Origin of the sequence: Paucimonas lemoignei, assembly GCF_004342585.1 — a bacterium.
Lineage (GTDB): Bacteria > Pseudomonadota > Gammaproteobacteria > Burkholderiales > Burkholderiaceae_D > Paucimonas > Paucimonas lemoignei.
Genome location: NZ_SLZQ01000006.1, coordinates 178,361 through 193,930, shown reverse-complemented (window position 1 = coordinate 193,930; position 15,570 = coordinate 178,361). Strand labels below are relative to the sequence as shown.

Sequence of the window (15,570 nt, the reverse complement as noted above, 5' to 3'; positions counted from 1 at the left end):
CAAGCACGATGACCGAACAAGCCAACCTGTTTGAAGACAGCCAGCCTGACGATGGCGAAGCCCTGACGCTGGCCAGCTTTGCCGAACAAGCCTATCTCGATTACGCCATTTCCGTGGTCAAGGGCCGCGCCCTGCCGGACGTGACCGACGGCCAGAAGCCGGTGCAGCGCCGCATTCTCTATGCGATGCATGAACTCGGCCTGAATTCCACTGCCAAGCCGCGCAAGTCCGCTGCCGTGGTCGGCGACGTGCTGGGCAAGCTGCACCCGCACGGCGACCAGTCGGTGTATGACGCCATGGTACGCATGGCGCAGGATTTCTCGCTGCGTTATCCGCTGATCGATGGCCAGGGCAACTTCGGCTCGCGCGACGGCGACGGTGCGGCGGCGATGCGCTACACCGAAGCGCGCCTGACGCCGATTTCCAAGTTGCTGCTCGATGAAATCGACATGGGCACGGTGGATTTCCAGCCCAACTACGATGGCTCGACGCAAGAACCGAAACAACTGCCGGCACGTCTGCCGATGGTCTTGCTCAATGGCGCTTCGGGCATTGCCGTCGGCATGGCGACCGAGATCCCGCCGCACAACCTGCAGGAAGTCGCCAAGGCTGCGGTTGCCCTGATCCGCAACCCCAAGCTGACCAGCCGCGAGCTGATGGAATTCGTGCCGGGGCCGGACTTTCCGGGCGGCGGGCAGATCATCACGCCGGCGGCACAGATCGCTGAAATCTATGAAAATGGCCGCGGTTCGCTGAAAGTGCGCGCCCGCTGGAAGATCGAAGACCTGGCGCGCGGTCAGTGGCAGGTCGTGGTGACTGAGCTTCCGCCGGGCACATCGGCGCAGCGCGTGCTGGAAGAAATCGAGGAAATCACCAATCCCAAGGTCAAGGTCGGCAAGAAATCGCTGCTGCCGGAGCAACTGTCGCTGAAGCAGTCCGTGCTGTCGGTACTCGACGCCGTGCGCGACGAATCCGGCCGCGATGCGCCGGTGCGCCTGGTATTCGAACCGAAATCGAAGAACCAGGACCAGGATGAATTCATCAACATGCTGCTGGCGCAGACTTCGCTGGAAACCAGCGCGCCGGCCAACCTGGTGATGATCGGCGGCGATGGCCGTCCGCGCCAGAAAAATCTGGCGGATATCATCAGCGAATGGATCAGCTTCCGCTTCGCCACCGTCACGCGCCGTACGCAATTCCGTTTGCAAAAGGTCGATGACCGCATCCATATCCTCGAAGGCCGCGAAGCGGTGCTGCTGAATATCGACAAGGTCATCAAGATCATCCGCGAGTCCGACGAACCGAAACCGGCGTTGATTGCGGCATTCAAACTGTCCGACCGCCAGGCCGAAGATATCCTGGAAATCCGCCTGCGCCAGTTGGCGCGCCTGGAAGCGATCAAGATCCAGCAGGAATTGAAGGAACTGCGCAACGAGAAGACCACGCTACAGGATTTGCTGGATAATCCGGCGTCGATGAAGAAACTGATCATCAAGGAAATCGAAGCTGACGCCAAGCAGTACGGCGACGCCCGCCGCACCCTGATCGAGGAAGCCGAGCGCGCCGTGATCGAACAGAAGATCGTCGACGAACCGGTCACCGTCATCATTTCGCAAAAGGGCTGGATCCGTTCGCGCAATGGCTATGGCCACGATGCCGGCCAGTTCACCTTCAAGGCGGGCGACAGCCTGTATGCCACGTTCGAGTGCCGCACGGTGGATAATTTATTGGCATTTGGCTCCAATGGCCGCATCTATTCTGTGCCGGTATCCGCCCTGCCCGGTGCGCGCGGCGATGGCGTGCCCATCACGACCTTGGTTGAAGTGGCAAGCGGAACTCACCTGATGCATTACTTCGCCGGTGAAGCCGAGACCATGCTGCTGCTGTCTTCCACCGCGGCCTATGGCTTCACGGCCAAGGTGGGCGATATGGTCAGCCGCACGCGCGGCGGCAAGGCGTTCATCACGCTGGACGAGGGCGACCTGCCGTTGGCGCCGCGCCCATTGCCGGAGAAAGCCAGTGCCATCGCCTGCCTGTCGGAGAAAGGCCGCCTGCTGGTATTCGGCCTGGATGAAATCAAGACCCAGCACGGCGGCGGCCGCGGCGTAATCCTGATGGAACTGGAAAAGAACGAGAAGCTGATTGCAGCTGAACCGATCAGCCAGCGCGGCGTCGTGGTGATCGGTGCCGGTCGTGGCGGCAAGCCGCAGGAACTGCAGCTGTCAGCATCGGCCCTGGGAGACCATATCGGCAAGCGCGCGCGCAAGGGCAAGGCGCTGGAAGGCACCAAGATCAAGGCTAGCAGTTTAGTGGCGGTGAAATAGAAAACCCGCAGTAGATTGAAGGCCCTGAGATGGGCTGCTTATGCAAACGGGACGGAAGCTTTGTTGGCTTCCGTCCCGTTTTTGCATCATTACCGTGCATAGTGCGATGCAAGTAAGACACTTTTGAGAAAATTTTTGTTAGTATCAAAAAATATAATAAACAACTAAAACATCGAATTAATAACAATGAAAAAGGGCCTTGGATTATTGGCGTTTGCTACAGTTCTCTTTTTAGTTGGATGCGCAACTTCGTATCAGCCACTAGGGATGACTGGTGGCTTTTCGGAGACACGAATCAGCGACGACACATACCAAGTTAAATTTTCTGGCAACGGTAACACCAGCGGTGACAAGGTCTGGTATTACTGGATATATCGCTGTGCCGAGCTCACGAAATCTAAGGGATACAATGCTTTTGTCCTAATTTCGGACAAAGCCGCCTCTAACAGCAACGACAAGCTCAGCGGAGCAAGCGCAAGTTTGCAGCCCGCAACGATGGGTTCGGGCGAGGAGCCTGTCTTTGTGAACGCAAAGGGCGGAGGCGGATACTACTATATTCCCTCTTACGGCGGGAGAATAACAACATATTCGGCTTCGGCTTTTGTACGCTTCCTGAAAGAACCGATTCCAGACTCGGTTTCGTACTACAAGGCGCCAGTCATTCTTGAAGCCTTGAAGCCCTATATCGATTCGGAAGGCAATACCGTCACCAAGGTTCCATCACGCGTCGACTTGCTGAAACAGGCCCTGGTGCTAAGCAAGGATGCGATGACAATCGGAGAACTGCCTAATTCAACAGCTCCGACCACGCTAGACGACTACAAAAGCCTCTTACCTGCAAAACAGTAATGTATGAAAACCATGTTTCCCAATAATCACGGAAGATCCTCGTTTCTTTTGTTCGCTGGAATCTGCGCTGGCATGTCGGCAGCACATGCGTTGGAGCCGGACGAAATTTTCCGGCGTGTGCAAGAAAGCGTGATGCTTGTAAAAGTCTATGATGCCAAGGATGCTCCAATGGGCACAGGCAGCGCTGTCCTAATCGCACACGAAAACCTCGTTACCAGTTGTCACGTGCTGGCCAAGGCCAATCGCATCGAGATCAAGCAGGATAATGTCACTTATGGCGCCGAACTAGTGCATATCGACGTGGAGCGCGATCTTTGCCAGATACGTGCAAAGAATTACCGAGCAAAACCAGTTGAAATTGGCAATAGCGACATGGTCAGAGTCGGCAAAAAAGTCTATGCACTGGGCAATCCCCGTGGCCTAGAACTGACGCTTTCCGATGGCCTTGTGTCGGCGCTGAGAAAAGACGCCGACGGCAAGCTGCGTTATATTCAGACTACCGCGCCGATCTCCCCTGGCTCGTCCGGTGGCGGGTTGTTCGACAGCGATGGTAAGCTCATCGGCGTCACGTCCATGTACCGCGCCGACAGTCAAAACTTAAATTTTGCGATCCCAATTAATATGCTGCGCGAACTGCCGGAACGCAGTAAGCAGGCATTGGCCAAAGCGGCAGAAAAACCTGCCTCTCCAATAGCGGCAGTCAATGCAAGCAAGCCCGCTGAAAAACCGGAAGAAAAACTTTTGCTTGGCCAGGACTTGCGGGAACATTTTAATAAGGCACGCAATGTTTCTGCTACTGCCTCCACCACCATGGGCGTATTCACCGTCGCTCTAACGACCGGTTTGAATGGCAGATTAAGGATAAAAAATACGACGTCCAAGCGTCCCTCTTCGCAGCCGATGAACGGCTCTGTTAACTTGGGAATGCATGCCGCGACAGACGGTTTCGGCGTATGGCGACTGAAGAATGCCGATAAGGTATGCCTTCAGTTCGATTCAATCGGCTTCAGCATGCTGCATGGATGCTACCGCCTATTTTTCAGCCCGCCGCAGACATATACGTGGCGCTCCGTCGAAGACGAATCATTTATCCAGTACACCGAAGAATAAAGCCAAGGCAGCGACGAGGAAAAGGTAGCCCACCCTTTTCCTCGTCGCTGCTGAAATTTTCTTATCAAATCGGCTGCACTGTCGGATGCCCTGCCTGGCTTCTTTTATGCAAACGGAGCGTCCCGGGGCTCAGAAAAGCTTGCACCGATAAGTTTACAGCTTCGCCTTGATCAGCTTGCCAAGCTTGGCCACGCCTTCACGAATCTTCTCCGGCGACACCGTCACGAAGCTCAGGCGCAAAGTATTCTTCTGCGGGGCATTGGCATAGAACGGCGCGCCCGGCACGAACGCCACGAGCTCTTCGATCGCCTCTTCCAGCAGCTTCATGCTATCGATATGCTCCGGCAGCGTCACCCAGATGAACATGCCACCTTCCGGACGGGTCCAGCGCACGCCCTCGGGGAAGTACTGCTCCAGCGCCGACAGCATGACCTGGCACTGGTCCGCATACAATTTGCGGATGGTCGGGATATGCTGGCTCAGGAAGCCATCCTTGACCGCTTCGTACACCACCATCTGGGTCAGCTGCGCGGTGTGCAGGTCGGTCGCCTGCTTGGCTTGTTCGAGCTTGCGTACCAGCGGCTCCGGGGCGACCACGTAGCCCAGGCGGATGCCGGGCGTGAGCACCTTGGAGAAGGACCCCATATGGATAACGCCTTCCGGGTTCATGTTCAGCAGCTTGGGCAGCGGATCACCGCGGTAGCACAAGGCGCCGTAAGGATCGTCCTCGATCAGCGGCACGCCCAGGCGCGCGCAGGATTCCACCAGCGCGTGGCGGCGCTCGACAGACAGCGTGCGGCCGGTCGGATTCTGGAAGTTCGGCAGCGCGTACAACAGTCGGGCATCCTTGCCGATTGCGTCCAATGACTCCGGCAGCAGGCCGCCATCATCGGTAGGCACGGATTCGAATTGCGGGCCATACACGGAGAAGGCTTGCAGAGCGCCGAGATAGCTTGGCGTCTCCACCAGTACCTTGCTGCCTTCATCGATCAGCACCTTGCCCAGCAAATCGAGGCCCTGCTGCGAACCGGACACCATCAGCACCTGTTCCGGCACGATGCACGCGCCATCGGTCGACAGCGTGCTGGCCACCCATTCACGCAACGGCGCGTAGCCATCCGACGGGCCATACTGCAGCGATACCTTGCCCTGCTTCGACAATACTTTCTCGTAGGCGGCACGCATGTGATCGACCGGGAAGGTCTCGGGCGATGGCAGGCCGCCGGCGAAGGAAATGATTTCCGGGCGCATCGTGACTTTCAGGATTTCACGGATGGCGGAGCTTTCCAGCTTTTGCGCGCGGCGGGAAAATTGCCACTGGATGGGCGCGTGCTTATCGGTATTCATGCAATTCTCAAGTATGGGTTGGCGCGGTAGCACCGCGCCTGTTAATGCCAATTAAATTCGGCTGATTAAATTTGGTGGACTAAATTCGGCGGACCAATTGCGGCAAGAGCCAATGCCACCCTGCTTCAGGCAAGCTCGGCGACCAGGTCGATTTCAACGCAGGCGCCCAAGGGAATCTGCGCCACGCCGAATGCCGAGCGCGCATGCTTGCCGGCCTCGCCAAAGACTTCGGCGAGAAGTTCGGATGCGCCGTTGGTGACGAGATGCTGTTCGGTGAAGTCCGGCGTGGAGTTCACCAGGCTCATGACCTTGACGATACGCTTGATCCGATTGAGGTCGCCGCCGCAGGCCGCCTGCAGGGTCGCGATCAGATCGATCGCCACCGCGCGCGCAGCCTGCTTTCCTTCTTCCGTTGAGATGTTCTTGCCCAGCTGACCAACCCATGGTTTGCCATCCTTCTTGGCGATATGGCCAGAGAGGTAAACCGTGTTGCCGGTTTGCGCGTACATAACGTAAGCCGCAACAGGCGCTGCCACAGCCGGCAATTCGATATTGAGGGACTTGAGTTTTTCGTAATAAGACAAGATCGTCTCCGGATAGGACGCCGGCTGCGGTCGGCCAGCAAAATTGGTCAATGAGTTGAATCAAAGATTTTACTCCTAACCATGGCATCCGCATATCTTTGGCCGTTATAACCATAGCGAGAATGCCGCATAAATTGTCAGTATCACCATCACGGCGGTAAAGGTTTTTTGCCAGACCGGCTGCACCAGGTAGCTGCGCAATGCCGCGCCGACGGCAGCCCAGACGCTGATGCATGCCAGGTTCACCACGCAAAACACCAGGCAGATCAGCGCGATGCCATCGCTTCCGCTGCCAAGCTGCGGCAGGAAGGCCGACGCGCCGCTGACTGCCATCATCCACGCCTTGGGATTAACAAACTGGAATCCCGCCGCATTCCAGAACGACATCGGCTGCAAGCGCTGACCGTCCGTTTGCTGCAATGTCATGTGCCGCAGGCGCCATGCGAAATAAAGCAAATAGGTCGACCCCACCGCCTTCAACAGCAAGCCGAGCGCCGGCACTGCCACGACCACGCCGCCGATTCCCGCCGCGGACAATGCCAGCATCGTTCCGAATCCGGCGCAAACTCCGAACAGGTGCGGCACGGTACGGCGGAATCCGAACAGGATGCCGGAGGATGCCAGCATGGTGTTGTTGGGTCCCGGCGTGATCGAAGAGACAAAGGCAAACAGGCTCATTGGCAGTAGCAATTCCATGATGTGTTCGTAGCGGCGTATTGATGAACGCACATCGTATTCGACATGACCAATACAGTACCGGTACAATTAATTACATAATTTCTTACACTGTGCCGGCACCATGACCAATACAGTTTCCATTCCTACATTTGCAAACTCTTCCGCGCAGCCCACTGCTCCATTGTTTTCACGCGCATCCGGCCTGCGGCTGGTGGAACAGATCGTCCAGGCGCTGGCAAGCCGGATCGATGACCGCCTGCTGCGCAGCGGCACGCGCCTGCCGTCGATCCGGCAGTTCGCCGACCAGCATGGCGTTTCGCGCTTTACGGTGGTGGAAGCCTATGACAGGCTGGTCGCCAGCGGCCACCTGGAATCGCGCCGCGGCTCGGGGTTTTATGTGCGCGAGCGCGCGCCGCTGATCAATGCAGCGCTATCCAAACCGGAAGAAACAGCCGGCAACCAGATCGACGTGGTCTGGCTGGCGCGGAACATGTTCCGGCAATTACCGCCGCAGAAAATGCCCGGATCGGGCCTGCTGCCGAATGAATTGCTGGATGCCGAACTGGTTGCCAATGCGCTGCGCTCGATCAGCAGGCAAGCGCCGAATGCCCTGCTGCAGTACGGCGGTCCGCAGGGCTTTCTGCCGCTGCGACAGCAATTGCAACTGAAGCTGGCCGAGCTGGAAATCTCGGCCACACCGGAACAGATCCTCACGACCTCGGGAGTAACCCAGGCGCTCGACCTGGTGGCACGCCACTTCCTGCAGCCGGGCGACACGGTATTCGTCGACGATCCGGCGTGGTTCCTGATGTTCGGCTCGTTCGCCATGCTGGGCGCCAGGGTGATCGGCATCCCGCGCACCCAGGATGGCCCGGACGTGACCAAGCTCGCCGAACTGGCGGCGCAGCACCGTCCCAAGCTGTTCGTGACCAATTCGGTGCTGCACAATCCGACCTCCGGTTCGCTCTCCTCGCCCAAGGCATTCCAGATTCTGAAGATCGCCGAACAATACGGCTTTTACATCGTCGAGGATGACATTTACTGCGACATGCATCCGGGTAGCGCCGTGCAGCCTGCCACGCGGATCGCCGCGCTCGACCAGTTGCAGCGGGTGATCTACCTGGGCGGATTTTCCAAGACCCTGGCGGCCAACCTGCGCGTCGGCTTCATCGCCGCCTCCACGGAGCTGGCGCGCGCGCTGGCCGACCGCAAAATCCTGTCGTCGCTGACCTGCAGCGAAGTCGGCGAGCGGGTGGTCTACAAGGTGCTTTCGGAAGGCCATTACCGCAAGCATATCGAGCGCCTGCGCGGCAAGCTGGAGCGTGCCCGTGACCGCACCCTGCGCCAGCTCGACCGGATCGGGCTCGACACCGCCGACAGCGCACCGGTCGGCATGTTCGTCTGGACCGACACCCGGCGCGACGCCAACAGGCTGACCGAACTGGCGATGGCCGAGGGCTGGCTGCTGGCGCCGGGGAGCCTGTTTTCGCCGCACCAGCTACCCTCCTCGCGCATGCGCTTCAATGTCGCCGCGCTGTCGGATCCGGCATTCTGGCGCTTTTTCGAGCAGGCGCTGGCGGGGGCTTGAAATCGGCTGTTCCATCCCCATTTTGCCCAAAAATCATGGATGGCTTGCACTTGAAAGTGCCTGATATGCTGCCGGTTTGGGATGCAAAGGCCCGTGCCGGCAAATCGCCGCAGCCTGCCCGTTTTTAATCGATGTACCAACCTTTAACCGAGCTTTGAGGAAAAAATGGCCGTAGCCGAAAAACAAACGCTGGGATTCCAAGCCGAGGTCAAGCAGCTCTTGCAGCTGATGATCCATTCCCTGTACTCGAATAAAGAAATTTTCCTGCGAGAACTTATCTCGAACGCCTCGGACGCTGCCGACAAGCTGCGCTTCGAAGGCATCAACAATGCCGCGCTGTATGAAAGCGACCCTGACCTGAAAATCAAGGTCGTCTTCGACAAAGACAAGCGTACCATCACGATTTCCGACAATGGCATCGGCATGAGCCGCGATGAGGCGATCGAGCATCTGGGCACCATCGCCAAGTCGGGCACCAAGGAATTTTTCTCGAAATTATCCGGCGACCAGCAGAAGGACGCCGCCCTGATCGGCCAGTTCGGCGTGGGCTTCTACTCCGCCTTCATCGTCGCCGACCGCATCACGGTCGAATCGCGCCGCGCCGGCCTGTCAGCGGCACAAGGCGTGCGCTGGGAATCCACCGGCGAAGGTGACTTCAGCGTGGAAGCCATCGACAAGCCAAGCCGCGGCACCGACATCATCCTGCACCTGCGCGAGGGCGAAGACGAGTTCCTGTCGTCGTATAAGCTCAAATCCATCATCCGCCGCTATTCCGACCATATCTCGCTGCCGATCCAGATGCAGAAAGAGGAATGGGATGAAGAGAAAAAGGCAACCGTGCTGAAGGACGAGCTGGAAACCGTCAACCAGGCCAGCGCGCTGTGGGCACGCAGCAAGACCGACATCACCAAGGAACAGTACGAGGAATTCTACAAGCATATCTCGCACGACTTCCAACCGCCGCTGGCCTACACCCACAACCGTGTCGAAGGCCGCAGCGAATACACTCAATTGCTGTACATCCCGGCGCATGCCCCCTTCGACCTGTGGGACCGCAACAAGCGCGGCGGCATCAAGCTGTACGTGAAGCGCGTCTTCATCATGGACGATGCCGAGCAGCTCATGCCGGTCTACCTGCGCTTCGTGAAAGGCGTGATCGATTCAAGCGACCTGCCGCTGAACGTCTCGCGCGAAATCCTGCAAGAGTCGCGCGACGTGCGCGTGATCCGCGAAGGCTCGACCAAGCGCGTGCTGTCGATGCTGGAAGAAATGGCGACGTCCGAGGAACAGGAGCAAAAGGACAAATACGCCAGCTTCTGGACCGAGTTCGGCCAGGTGCTCAAGGAAGGTATCGGCGAGGATGCCACCAACAAGGAGCGCATCGCCAAGCTGCTGCGCTTCGCCTCGACTCATAACGATAGCGACGTCCAGAACGTCTCCTTCGACGATTACATCAAGCGCATGAAGGAAGGCCAGGACAAGATTTATTACGTCACCGGCGAATCGTATGCTGCTGCGAAAAACAGCCCGCACCTGGAAATCTTCAAGAAAAAAGGCGTCGAGGTGCTGCTGCTGACCGATCGCGTCGATGAATGGATGCTGTCCTTCCTGCAGGACTTCGATGGCAGGGAACTGGTCTCGGTGGCCAAGGGCGACCTCGACCTCGGCAAGCTGGAAGACGACGCCGAGAAGAAGCAGCACGAGGAAACCGAAGCCTCGTACAAGGACCTGGTCGAGAAGATGAAGGCCACGCTGACCGAGCAAGCCAAGGATGTGCGCGTCACTTTCCGTTTGACCGATTCGCCGGCATGCCTGGTGGCGGATGAGAACGAACTGTCGGGTAACCTGGTGCGCATGCTGAAAGCGGCCGGCCAGAAGGCGCCGGAATCCAAGCCCATCCTCGAAATCAATCCGGATCACCCGCTGGTGCAGCGCCTGAAGTACGAGGAAGCGCGCTTCGACGACTGGTCGCATATCCTGTTCGACCAGGCCATGCTGGCCGAAGGCGGCACGCTCGCCGACCCGGCAGGCTTCGTCAAGCGGCTCAACCAGATGCTGCTCGACATGGCAGAAAAATAATCAGCGGTTTGCTATGACGTTGCAAGGCTCGGATAGCTTCCGGGCCTTTTCTTTTCCGGATGTCGCAAATATTCCGTCAATCAAGCTTGCCTGCAAGCCAAATGTACCCTCTCCTCTACACGTGCGGTTTCAAGACATTAAAGAAACCAACAATGCAATGGCATGTCATACCGGTATTCTTCCACGATATGCGCGGCATACATGCATCTACTCCCGGAAGTCTCCCAGGACTCTCAGCTGTATCGCCTTATCCTGGATAACGCGCTCGATGCCTTCGTCGCGATCGACGAGCATAGCCTTATCCTCGAATGGAGCCAGCAGGCTGAACACCTCTTTGGCTGGAAACGCCATGAGGTGCTTGGCAGGCCTTTGACGGACACCATTATCCCGAAACGCTATCGGGACGCCCATCTAAAGGGAATGCAGCGCTACCTCCATACGGGCGAACAGAAGATGTCGGGCCGGCGCGTGGAGGTGCCGGCATGCCGCAAGGATGGCAGCGAATTCCCGGCCGAGCTTGCCATTACGCCGATCCGGCAGGATGGCCATATCCTGTTTTCCGCCTCATTGCGTGATCTGTCGCGCAGCAAAGCGCTGGAGCAGCGATTCAACCAGCATGCAGGACTCACCCGCGCCATCCTCGATTGCATGCCGGATGCCGTCGCCGTCGCTGACATGAGCGGGAAATTAATACTGGTCAATCCGGCGGCCCAGCGTCTGCTGAATCTGCCGCCGACTGATGCCAAGCCGGATCAGACATACCATCAGTATTCACTCCTGCACCCCGACACGCACGTTCCTTTCACGGATAGCCAACGCCCCATGGTGCGCGCCCTGCACGGTGAACACGTGCAGGGAATCCATGCGCTTGTGCGGCATGAAAACCTTAGTGAGGATGGCTGGGTCAGCATCAATGCCCGCCCGCTTACCGATGACGACGGCAATCCTATCGGCGGCATCGTCGTCCTCCACGATATCTCGGAGTTGCGCCGCAGGGAAAATGAATTGCGCCAGCAGGCGCATGTGCTGCACAAGCGCGTCAGTCTCCTGGAACTTTCGCACGATGCCATCATTACCAGCGACATGGATGACATCATCACGTTCTGGAATCACCGCGCCGAAAATTTGTACGGCATCAGCCGTGAAGAGGCGCTCGGGTGCAATTACAACGAGCTGCTACAAACCAGTTATCCCATTCCGCTTGCCGAGATCAAGGCGATCGTGCATGAACAGCGGCGCTGGCAAGGCGAAGTCAGGCAGCGCGCCCGGGATGACCGGGAAATCATCGTTCTCAGCCAATGGGCGCTCGAATTAAAGGAAGGCATTCCGTGGCGTTACCTGCAAACCCACACCGATATCACGCAAACCGTGCGGACGGAAAGGGCCTTGCGCGAATCGCAGGAAAATTACCGCTTGCTGGTTGAAACCACGATCGATTTCGCCATCGTCGTGATGGATCGGGACGGCGCCATCACCAGCTGGAATCCTGGTGCAGAGCAAATATTAGGGATGCCGGCGCAGGAAGCGATCGGCCGTTCGATGGAGGATTTTTTCACGCCGGAAGACCGCGACACAGGAAGAATCAGACAAGAAATGCACTCCGCCGAAAAGGCAGGCCGCGCCGAGGATGTCCGCTGGCATATGCGCAAGGATGGCACGCGCTTCTGGGCGAATGGCGTGATGATGCCCTTGCGGAACGAAGACGGCAGCCTGCGCGGCTTCGTCAAGGTCATGCGCGACCAGACCGCGGCAAGGCTGGCCGAGGAACAGACGCAATTCCTGGCCAATCACGACATGCTGACGGGCCTTGCCAACCGCGTCCATTTCAGCAACCAGCTGCATCATGCCATCGCCCACTCCGAACGCACGCACATTCCGCTGGCGGTGCTGATGATGGACCTGGACCGCTTCAAATACGTCAACGACACTTTCGGCCACCATGTCGGCGACCTGCTTCTGAAGGAAGTCTCGACGCGCATTCTTTCCACGGTGCGCGAAACCGATACGGTCGCCCGGCTGGGCGGCGACGAATTCATCGTCATCCAGACCAATGCCACGCAGCCCGCCGCCGCCATGACCTTGGCAAAAAAGCTCGTCCATGAGCTCTCCCGACCCTATCAGCTCGAAGGCAATGAGATCATCATCGGCACCAGCATCGGCATCAGTTCCTTCCCGACCGATGCAAAAAACGCCGTCGATCTGGTCAAGCATGCCGACCTCGCGCTATACCAGGCCAAGAGCGCCGGCCGAGGCACCTTCAAGTGCTATACGGTCGCGCTGTCGGAGGAAAAGGACTGGAAAAAGAACCGCGAACAGGCATTGCGTGAAGCCCTGGAAAGGAAGAAGTTCTCCCTCTATTACCAGCCGCAGATCGATCTGACGAGCTGGAAGATCACCACGGTGGAAGCCTTGCTGCGCTGGCAGCCCGATGAAATGGAAATGGTGCTGCCGGGTGAATTTCTCGATCTTGCCGAAGAAAGCGGATTGATCGTCAAGATCGGCGAATGGGCGCTACGGCAGGCTTGCAGGCAAGCGAAACAATGGCTGGACAAAGGAATGTCTCCCATGAGGATTTCACTGAACTGCTCGGCCCGCCAGTTCAGCGATCCCGAATTCGTCGGCAGCATCCTGCCGGTGTTGAGCGAAACCGGCCTCGACCCCTCATGCCTGGAACTGGAGGTCACGGCATCGCTGTTCGCCACCCATCCGCAAATCAAGGAGCAGCTGGTCAGGCTGCGCAACGAAGGTGTGCATATCATCATCGACAATTACGGCACCGGCACGGTGGCCCTGATCGACCTGAAGGAATTCGAGGTGGATGGCCTCAAGATCGACAAGGCATTCGTGCAGCATCTCCCGCATCGCCGCCAGGATTCCGCGATCGCCACCGCCATCATCAGCCTGGCGCACGAACTGGGCATCCATGTCTCGGCGGGAGGCGTGGAAACCGCCGAGCAGCTTGCCTACCTCAAGGCGCGCGATTGCACCAGCGTGCAGGGCTTCCTGTTCAGCCCGCCCGTCCCGGCGGAAAAGTTCGAGCAGTTGATGCTGAGCGGCCATTGGTCGCGCATCAACCGGATGCCGCAGATGAACGATTCCTCGACCTTCAAGGATTTGCACTGAGGCGTTTCATCGGCGATGGTGGCGCTGGTACAGCGACGATATCAGCGAGATATCGTCGAGGATGGGAATGATGGCAAACAGCAGCAGCAACAGCGCCAGCGGCACGGTGACGGAAAAGCCGATCGCCTTGAAACCGTAGGCCCCCGCCACGCCGCCGGCAAAAAACATCCCCAGGATCGCGCCGTGTATAAACAGCCGGTCGCGATCGGCCGCCACGTACTGGTCGGATTTTTCATCGTGATGCCGGTTCCAGTATAAGAGCTTGCCCAGCTCGATCCCCAGGTCGGTAACGATCCCGGTGACGTGCGTGGTGCGGATTTCGGCGCGCGATATCTTGGTCACGACGGCATTTTGCAGCCCCATGATGTAGCACAGCAGCAGCACCGTAGTCGGCACGAACACTGCCACCAGTGCTTTCAGGTTGGCGCCCAGCAGACCGAACGCCAGCAGCAAGGCCGCTTCCAGGGCCAGCGACAGTGCATACTCGCTATGCATCTTCCGATGTCTTGCCCAATTGATCATGATGGCTGTCGTTGCCGCTCCGGCCATGAACGCCAGCAGCGCACTCAATCCCGCCAATGCCAGCAAGCCGTTCCCGAGAATCAGGTTGTCGGCAACCGAGGAGACGATCCCGGTCATGTGCGAGGTGTACTGCTTGATGGCGAGGAAACCGCCCGCATTGACGGCGCCGGCGACGAAGGCCAGCGCGATGCCGAGCTGGCGGTTGGCGCGCCGCGTACGGTTACGGCCGGTCAGCTGGCGCAGAAATTGAACAGGCATGGCGAAATAGGCAAATCCACAAGGGCATGGGAACCGATTGCCCCCAAGTGTACCGCCAATCCGGCGTGCCTTGCGAGGATCGCCCGCAGATTTCGGCACGCCGCCTTGCCGTGCGCAGCTATAATGCCGCGGTCGCCAGGCATAACCCGGCGTGGCACTCATCCTCATTGCAGATATGTTAATCCGACGTAAATCCATCGAAGCCCAGGCCAACCGCAAGGAAGGGCCAGGCAGCAAGGCCGCAGGCTCCTCCAAGCCCGCCGCACGCAAACCCAAGTTCGCCCCCGTGACGCTTTCGGAACAGGATGGCGTGCGCTTTCTCCACTTCGGCACGGAATGGGTGCAAGGCGCCATGCGCATCCGTAAGCCTGACTGGCTCGAACTGGAGTACGCCCAGCAAATGATGGCCTGGATGCTTTTCATCGACCAGCCGCGGCACATCGTCCAGCTTGGGCTAGGCACCGGCGCCCTGACGAAATTCAGCTACCGCCAGTTCCCCGACGCGCAGATCACGGCGGTCGAACTCAATCCGTCGGTGATCGCCATCTGCGAGTCGATGTTCAAGCTGCCGCCGAATGACGAGCGGCTGTCGGTGATTGAAATGGATGCCATGGATTACATCACCGACCCTGGCGTCGCCGGCACCATCGATGCCCTGCAGGTGGATTTGTATGATGCCACCGCGCGCGGCCCGGTGCTGGATACCCCGGAGTTTTACCAGGCCTGCGCCGCCAGCCTCGCCGAAGACGGCATCATGACGGTCAACCTGTTTGGCGACCATCCGAGTTACGCCAAGAACCTCAAGGCCATGCGTTTTGCCTTCGACTCCGTGCTCTGCCTGCCGGAAGTCCATGAAGGGAATGTGATCGCGCTGGCATTCAAGCGCGCGCCGGCGCTGGACTTCGCCTGGCTTTACGAGCGCGCGGTGGAAATCAAGGAAAGCACCAAGTTGCCCGCCAAGTCCTGGGTCAATGGCTTGCGGGCTGCGGCAAGCTGACGACATCCGCTTGCGCTTGCTTTGCCAAGCCGCCGGGCAACTGTTACGCTAGCCGTCTGAAGGGCTGCCTCGGCAGCGCCGTTCGGCACCATTCAGCACCGTTAATCGACA

At 58.6% G+C, this 15,570-nt stretch carries 11 protein-coding genes; 7 read left to right on the top strand and 4 right to left on the bottom strand.

What is annotated here, in order from left to right; all coding sequences use genetic code 11:
* Positions 1 to 8 precede the first annotated feature (8 nt).
* The 3 genes from parC to EDC30_RS11365 all read left to right on the top strand — a co-directional run bounded on the left by parC (position 9) and on the right by EDC30_RS11365 (position 4,283).
* The gene (gene parC / locus EDC30_RS11375) at positions 9 to 2,324 is read left to right on the top strand and encodes a DNA topoisomerase IV subunit A (RefSeq protein ID WP_132258957.1); all 2,316 of its coding nucleotides are present in this window, start codon (positions 9 to 11) and stop codon (positions 2,322 to 2,324) included.
* Positions 2,325 to 2,510: 186 nt separating this feature from the next.
* Positions 2,511 to 3,173 carry a CC0125/CC1285 family lipoprotein gene (locus tag EDC30_RS11370; RefSeq protein WP_132258956.1) on the top strand — a complete coding sequence of 221 codons (663 nt, stop codon included), beginning with the start codon at positions 2,511 to 2,513 and terminating at the stop codon, positions 3,171 to 3,173.
* Between the two features lie 3 nt (positions 3,174 to 3,176).
* Positions 3,177 to 4,283 (top strand): S1C family serine protease, encoded by a 1,107-nt coding sequence (locus EDC30_RS11365; RefSeq protein WP_132258955.1) that lies wholly within the window; start codon positions 3,177 to 3,179, stop codon positions 4,281 to 4,283.
* Positions 4,284 to 4,436: 153 nt separating this feature from the next.
* On the opposite strand, the gene EDC30_RS11360 is transcribed toward EDC30_RS11365, so the two are convergent.
* The 3 genes from EDC30_RS11360 to EDC30_RS11350 all read right to left on the bottom strand — a co-directional run bounded on the left by EDC30_RS11360 (position 4,437) and on the right by EDC30_RS11350 (position 6,910).
* Complete coding sequence (locus tag EDC30_RS11360; protein WP_132258954.1) at positions 4,437 to 5,630, bottom strand: aminotransferase-like domain-containing protein; 1,194 nt, start codon at positions 5,628 to 5,630, stop codon at positions 4,437 to 4,439.
* Between the two features lie 125 nt (positions 5,631 to 5,755).
* Complete coding sequence (locus EDC30_RS11355; RefSeq protein WP_132258953.1) at positions 5,756 to 6,214, bottom strand: RidA family protein; 459 nt, start codon at positions 6,212 to 6,214, stop codon at positions 5,756 to 5,758.
* A 105-nt stretch (positions 6,215 to 6,319) separates the two neighbouring features.
* A complete protein-coding gene (locus EDC30_RS11350; protein ID WP_207907262.1) occupies positions 6,320 to 6,910 on the bottom strand; it encodes a LysE family translocator in 591 nt (196 codons plus the stop codon).
* Between the two features lie 103 nt (positions 6,911 to 7,013).
* Between EDC30_RS11350 and EDC30_RS11345 the strand changes: the two genes are divergently transcribed.
* From EDC30_RS11345 to EDC30_RS11335, 3 genes are all read left to right on the top strand, one after another.
* The gene (locus tag EDC30_RS11345; protein ID WP_132258952.1) at positions 7,014 to 8,480 is read left to right on the top strand and encodes an aminotransferase-like domain-containing protein; all 1,467 of its coding nucleotides are present in this window, start codon (positions 7,014 to 7,016) and stop codon (positions 8,478 to 8,480) included.
* Positions 8,481 to 8,645: 165 nt separating this feature from the next.
* On the top strand, positions 8,646 to 10,559 hold the full coding sequence (gene htpG / locus EDC30_RS11340; RefSeq protein WP_132258951.1) for a molecular chaperone HtpG: 1,914 nt from the start codon (positions 8,646 to 8,648) through the stop codon (positions 10,557 to 10,559).
* Between the two features lie 201 nt (positions 10,560 to 10,760).
* Complete coding sequence (locus EDC30_RS11335; RefSeq protein ID WP_165973796.1) at positions 10,761 to 13,682, top strand: PAS domain S-box protein; 2,922 nt, start codon at positions 10,761 to 10,763, stop codon at positions 13,680 to 13,682.
* A 6-nt stretch (positions 13,683 to 13,688) separates the two neighbouring features.
* Here EDC30_RS11335 and EDC30_RS11330 read toward each other — a convergent pair whose 3' ends face one another.
* Complete coding sequence (locus EDC30_RS11330) at positions 13,689 to 14,462, bottom strand: YoaK family protein (RefSeq protein WP_132258949.1); 774 nt, start codon at positions 14,460 to 14,462, stop codon at positions 13,689 to 13,691.
* Between the two features lie 175 nt (positions 14,463 to 14,637).
* On the opposite strand from EDC30_RS11330, the gene EDC30_RS11325 reads away from it, so the two are divergent.
* Positions 14,638 to 15,459: a spermine/spermidine synthase domain-containing protein gene (locus EDC30_RS11325; protein WP_132258948.1), complete on the top strand. Its 822-nt coding sequence runs from the start codon at positions 14,638 to 14,640 to the stop codon at positions 15,457 to 15,459.
* Positions 15,460 to 15,570: the final 111 nt, after the last annotated feature.

What these genes read in the sequence shown, in the direction of transcription:
- EDC30_RS11330 (WP_132258949.1), bottom strand. Translation starts at nt 14,462, where the DNA reads ATGCCTGTTCAATTTCTGCGCCAGCTGACCGGCCGTAACCGTACGCGG.
- EDC30_RS11325 (WP_132258948.1), top strand. Translation starts at nt 14,638, where the DNA reads ATGTTAATCCGACGTAAATCCATCGAAGCCCAGGCCAACCGCAAGGAA.
- EDC30_RS11345 (WP_132258952.1), top strand. Translation starts at nt 7,014, where the DNA reads ATGACCAATACAGTTTCCATTCCTACATTTGCAAACTCTTCCGCGCAG.
- parC (WP_132258957.1), top strand. Translation starts at nt 9, where the DNA reads ATGACCGAACAAGCCAACCTGTTTGAAGACAGCCAGCCTGACGATGGC.
- EDC30_RS11360 (WP_132258954.1), bottom strand. Translation starts at nt 5,630, where the DNA reads ATGAATACCGATAAGCACGCGCCCATCCAGTGGCAATTTTCCCGCCGC.
- EDC30_RS11370 (WP_132258956.1), top strand. Translation starts at nt 2,511, where the DNA reads ATGAAAAAGGGCCTTGGATTATTGGCGTTTGCTACAGTTCTCTTTTTA.
- EDC30_RS11335 (WP_165973796.1), top strand. Translation starts at nt 10,761, where the DNA reads ATGCATCTACTCCCGGAAGTCTCCCAGGACTCTCAGCTGTATCGCCTT.
- htpG (WP_132258951.1), top strand. Translation starts at nt 8,646, where the DNA reads ATGGCCGTAGCCGAAAAACAAACGCTGGGATTCCAAGCCGAGGTCAAG.
- EDC30_RS11350 (WP_207907262.1), bottom strand. Translation starts at nt 6,910, where the DNA reads ATGGAATTGCTACTGCCAATGAGCCTGTTTGCCTTTGTCTCTTCGATC.
- EDC30_RS11365 (WP_132258955.1), top strand. Translation starts at nt 3,177, where the DNA reads ATGAAAACCATGTTTCCCAATAATCACGGAAGATCCTCGTTTCTTTTG.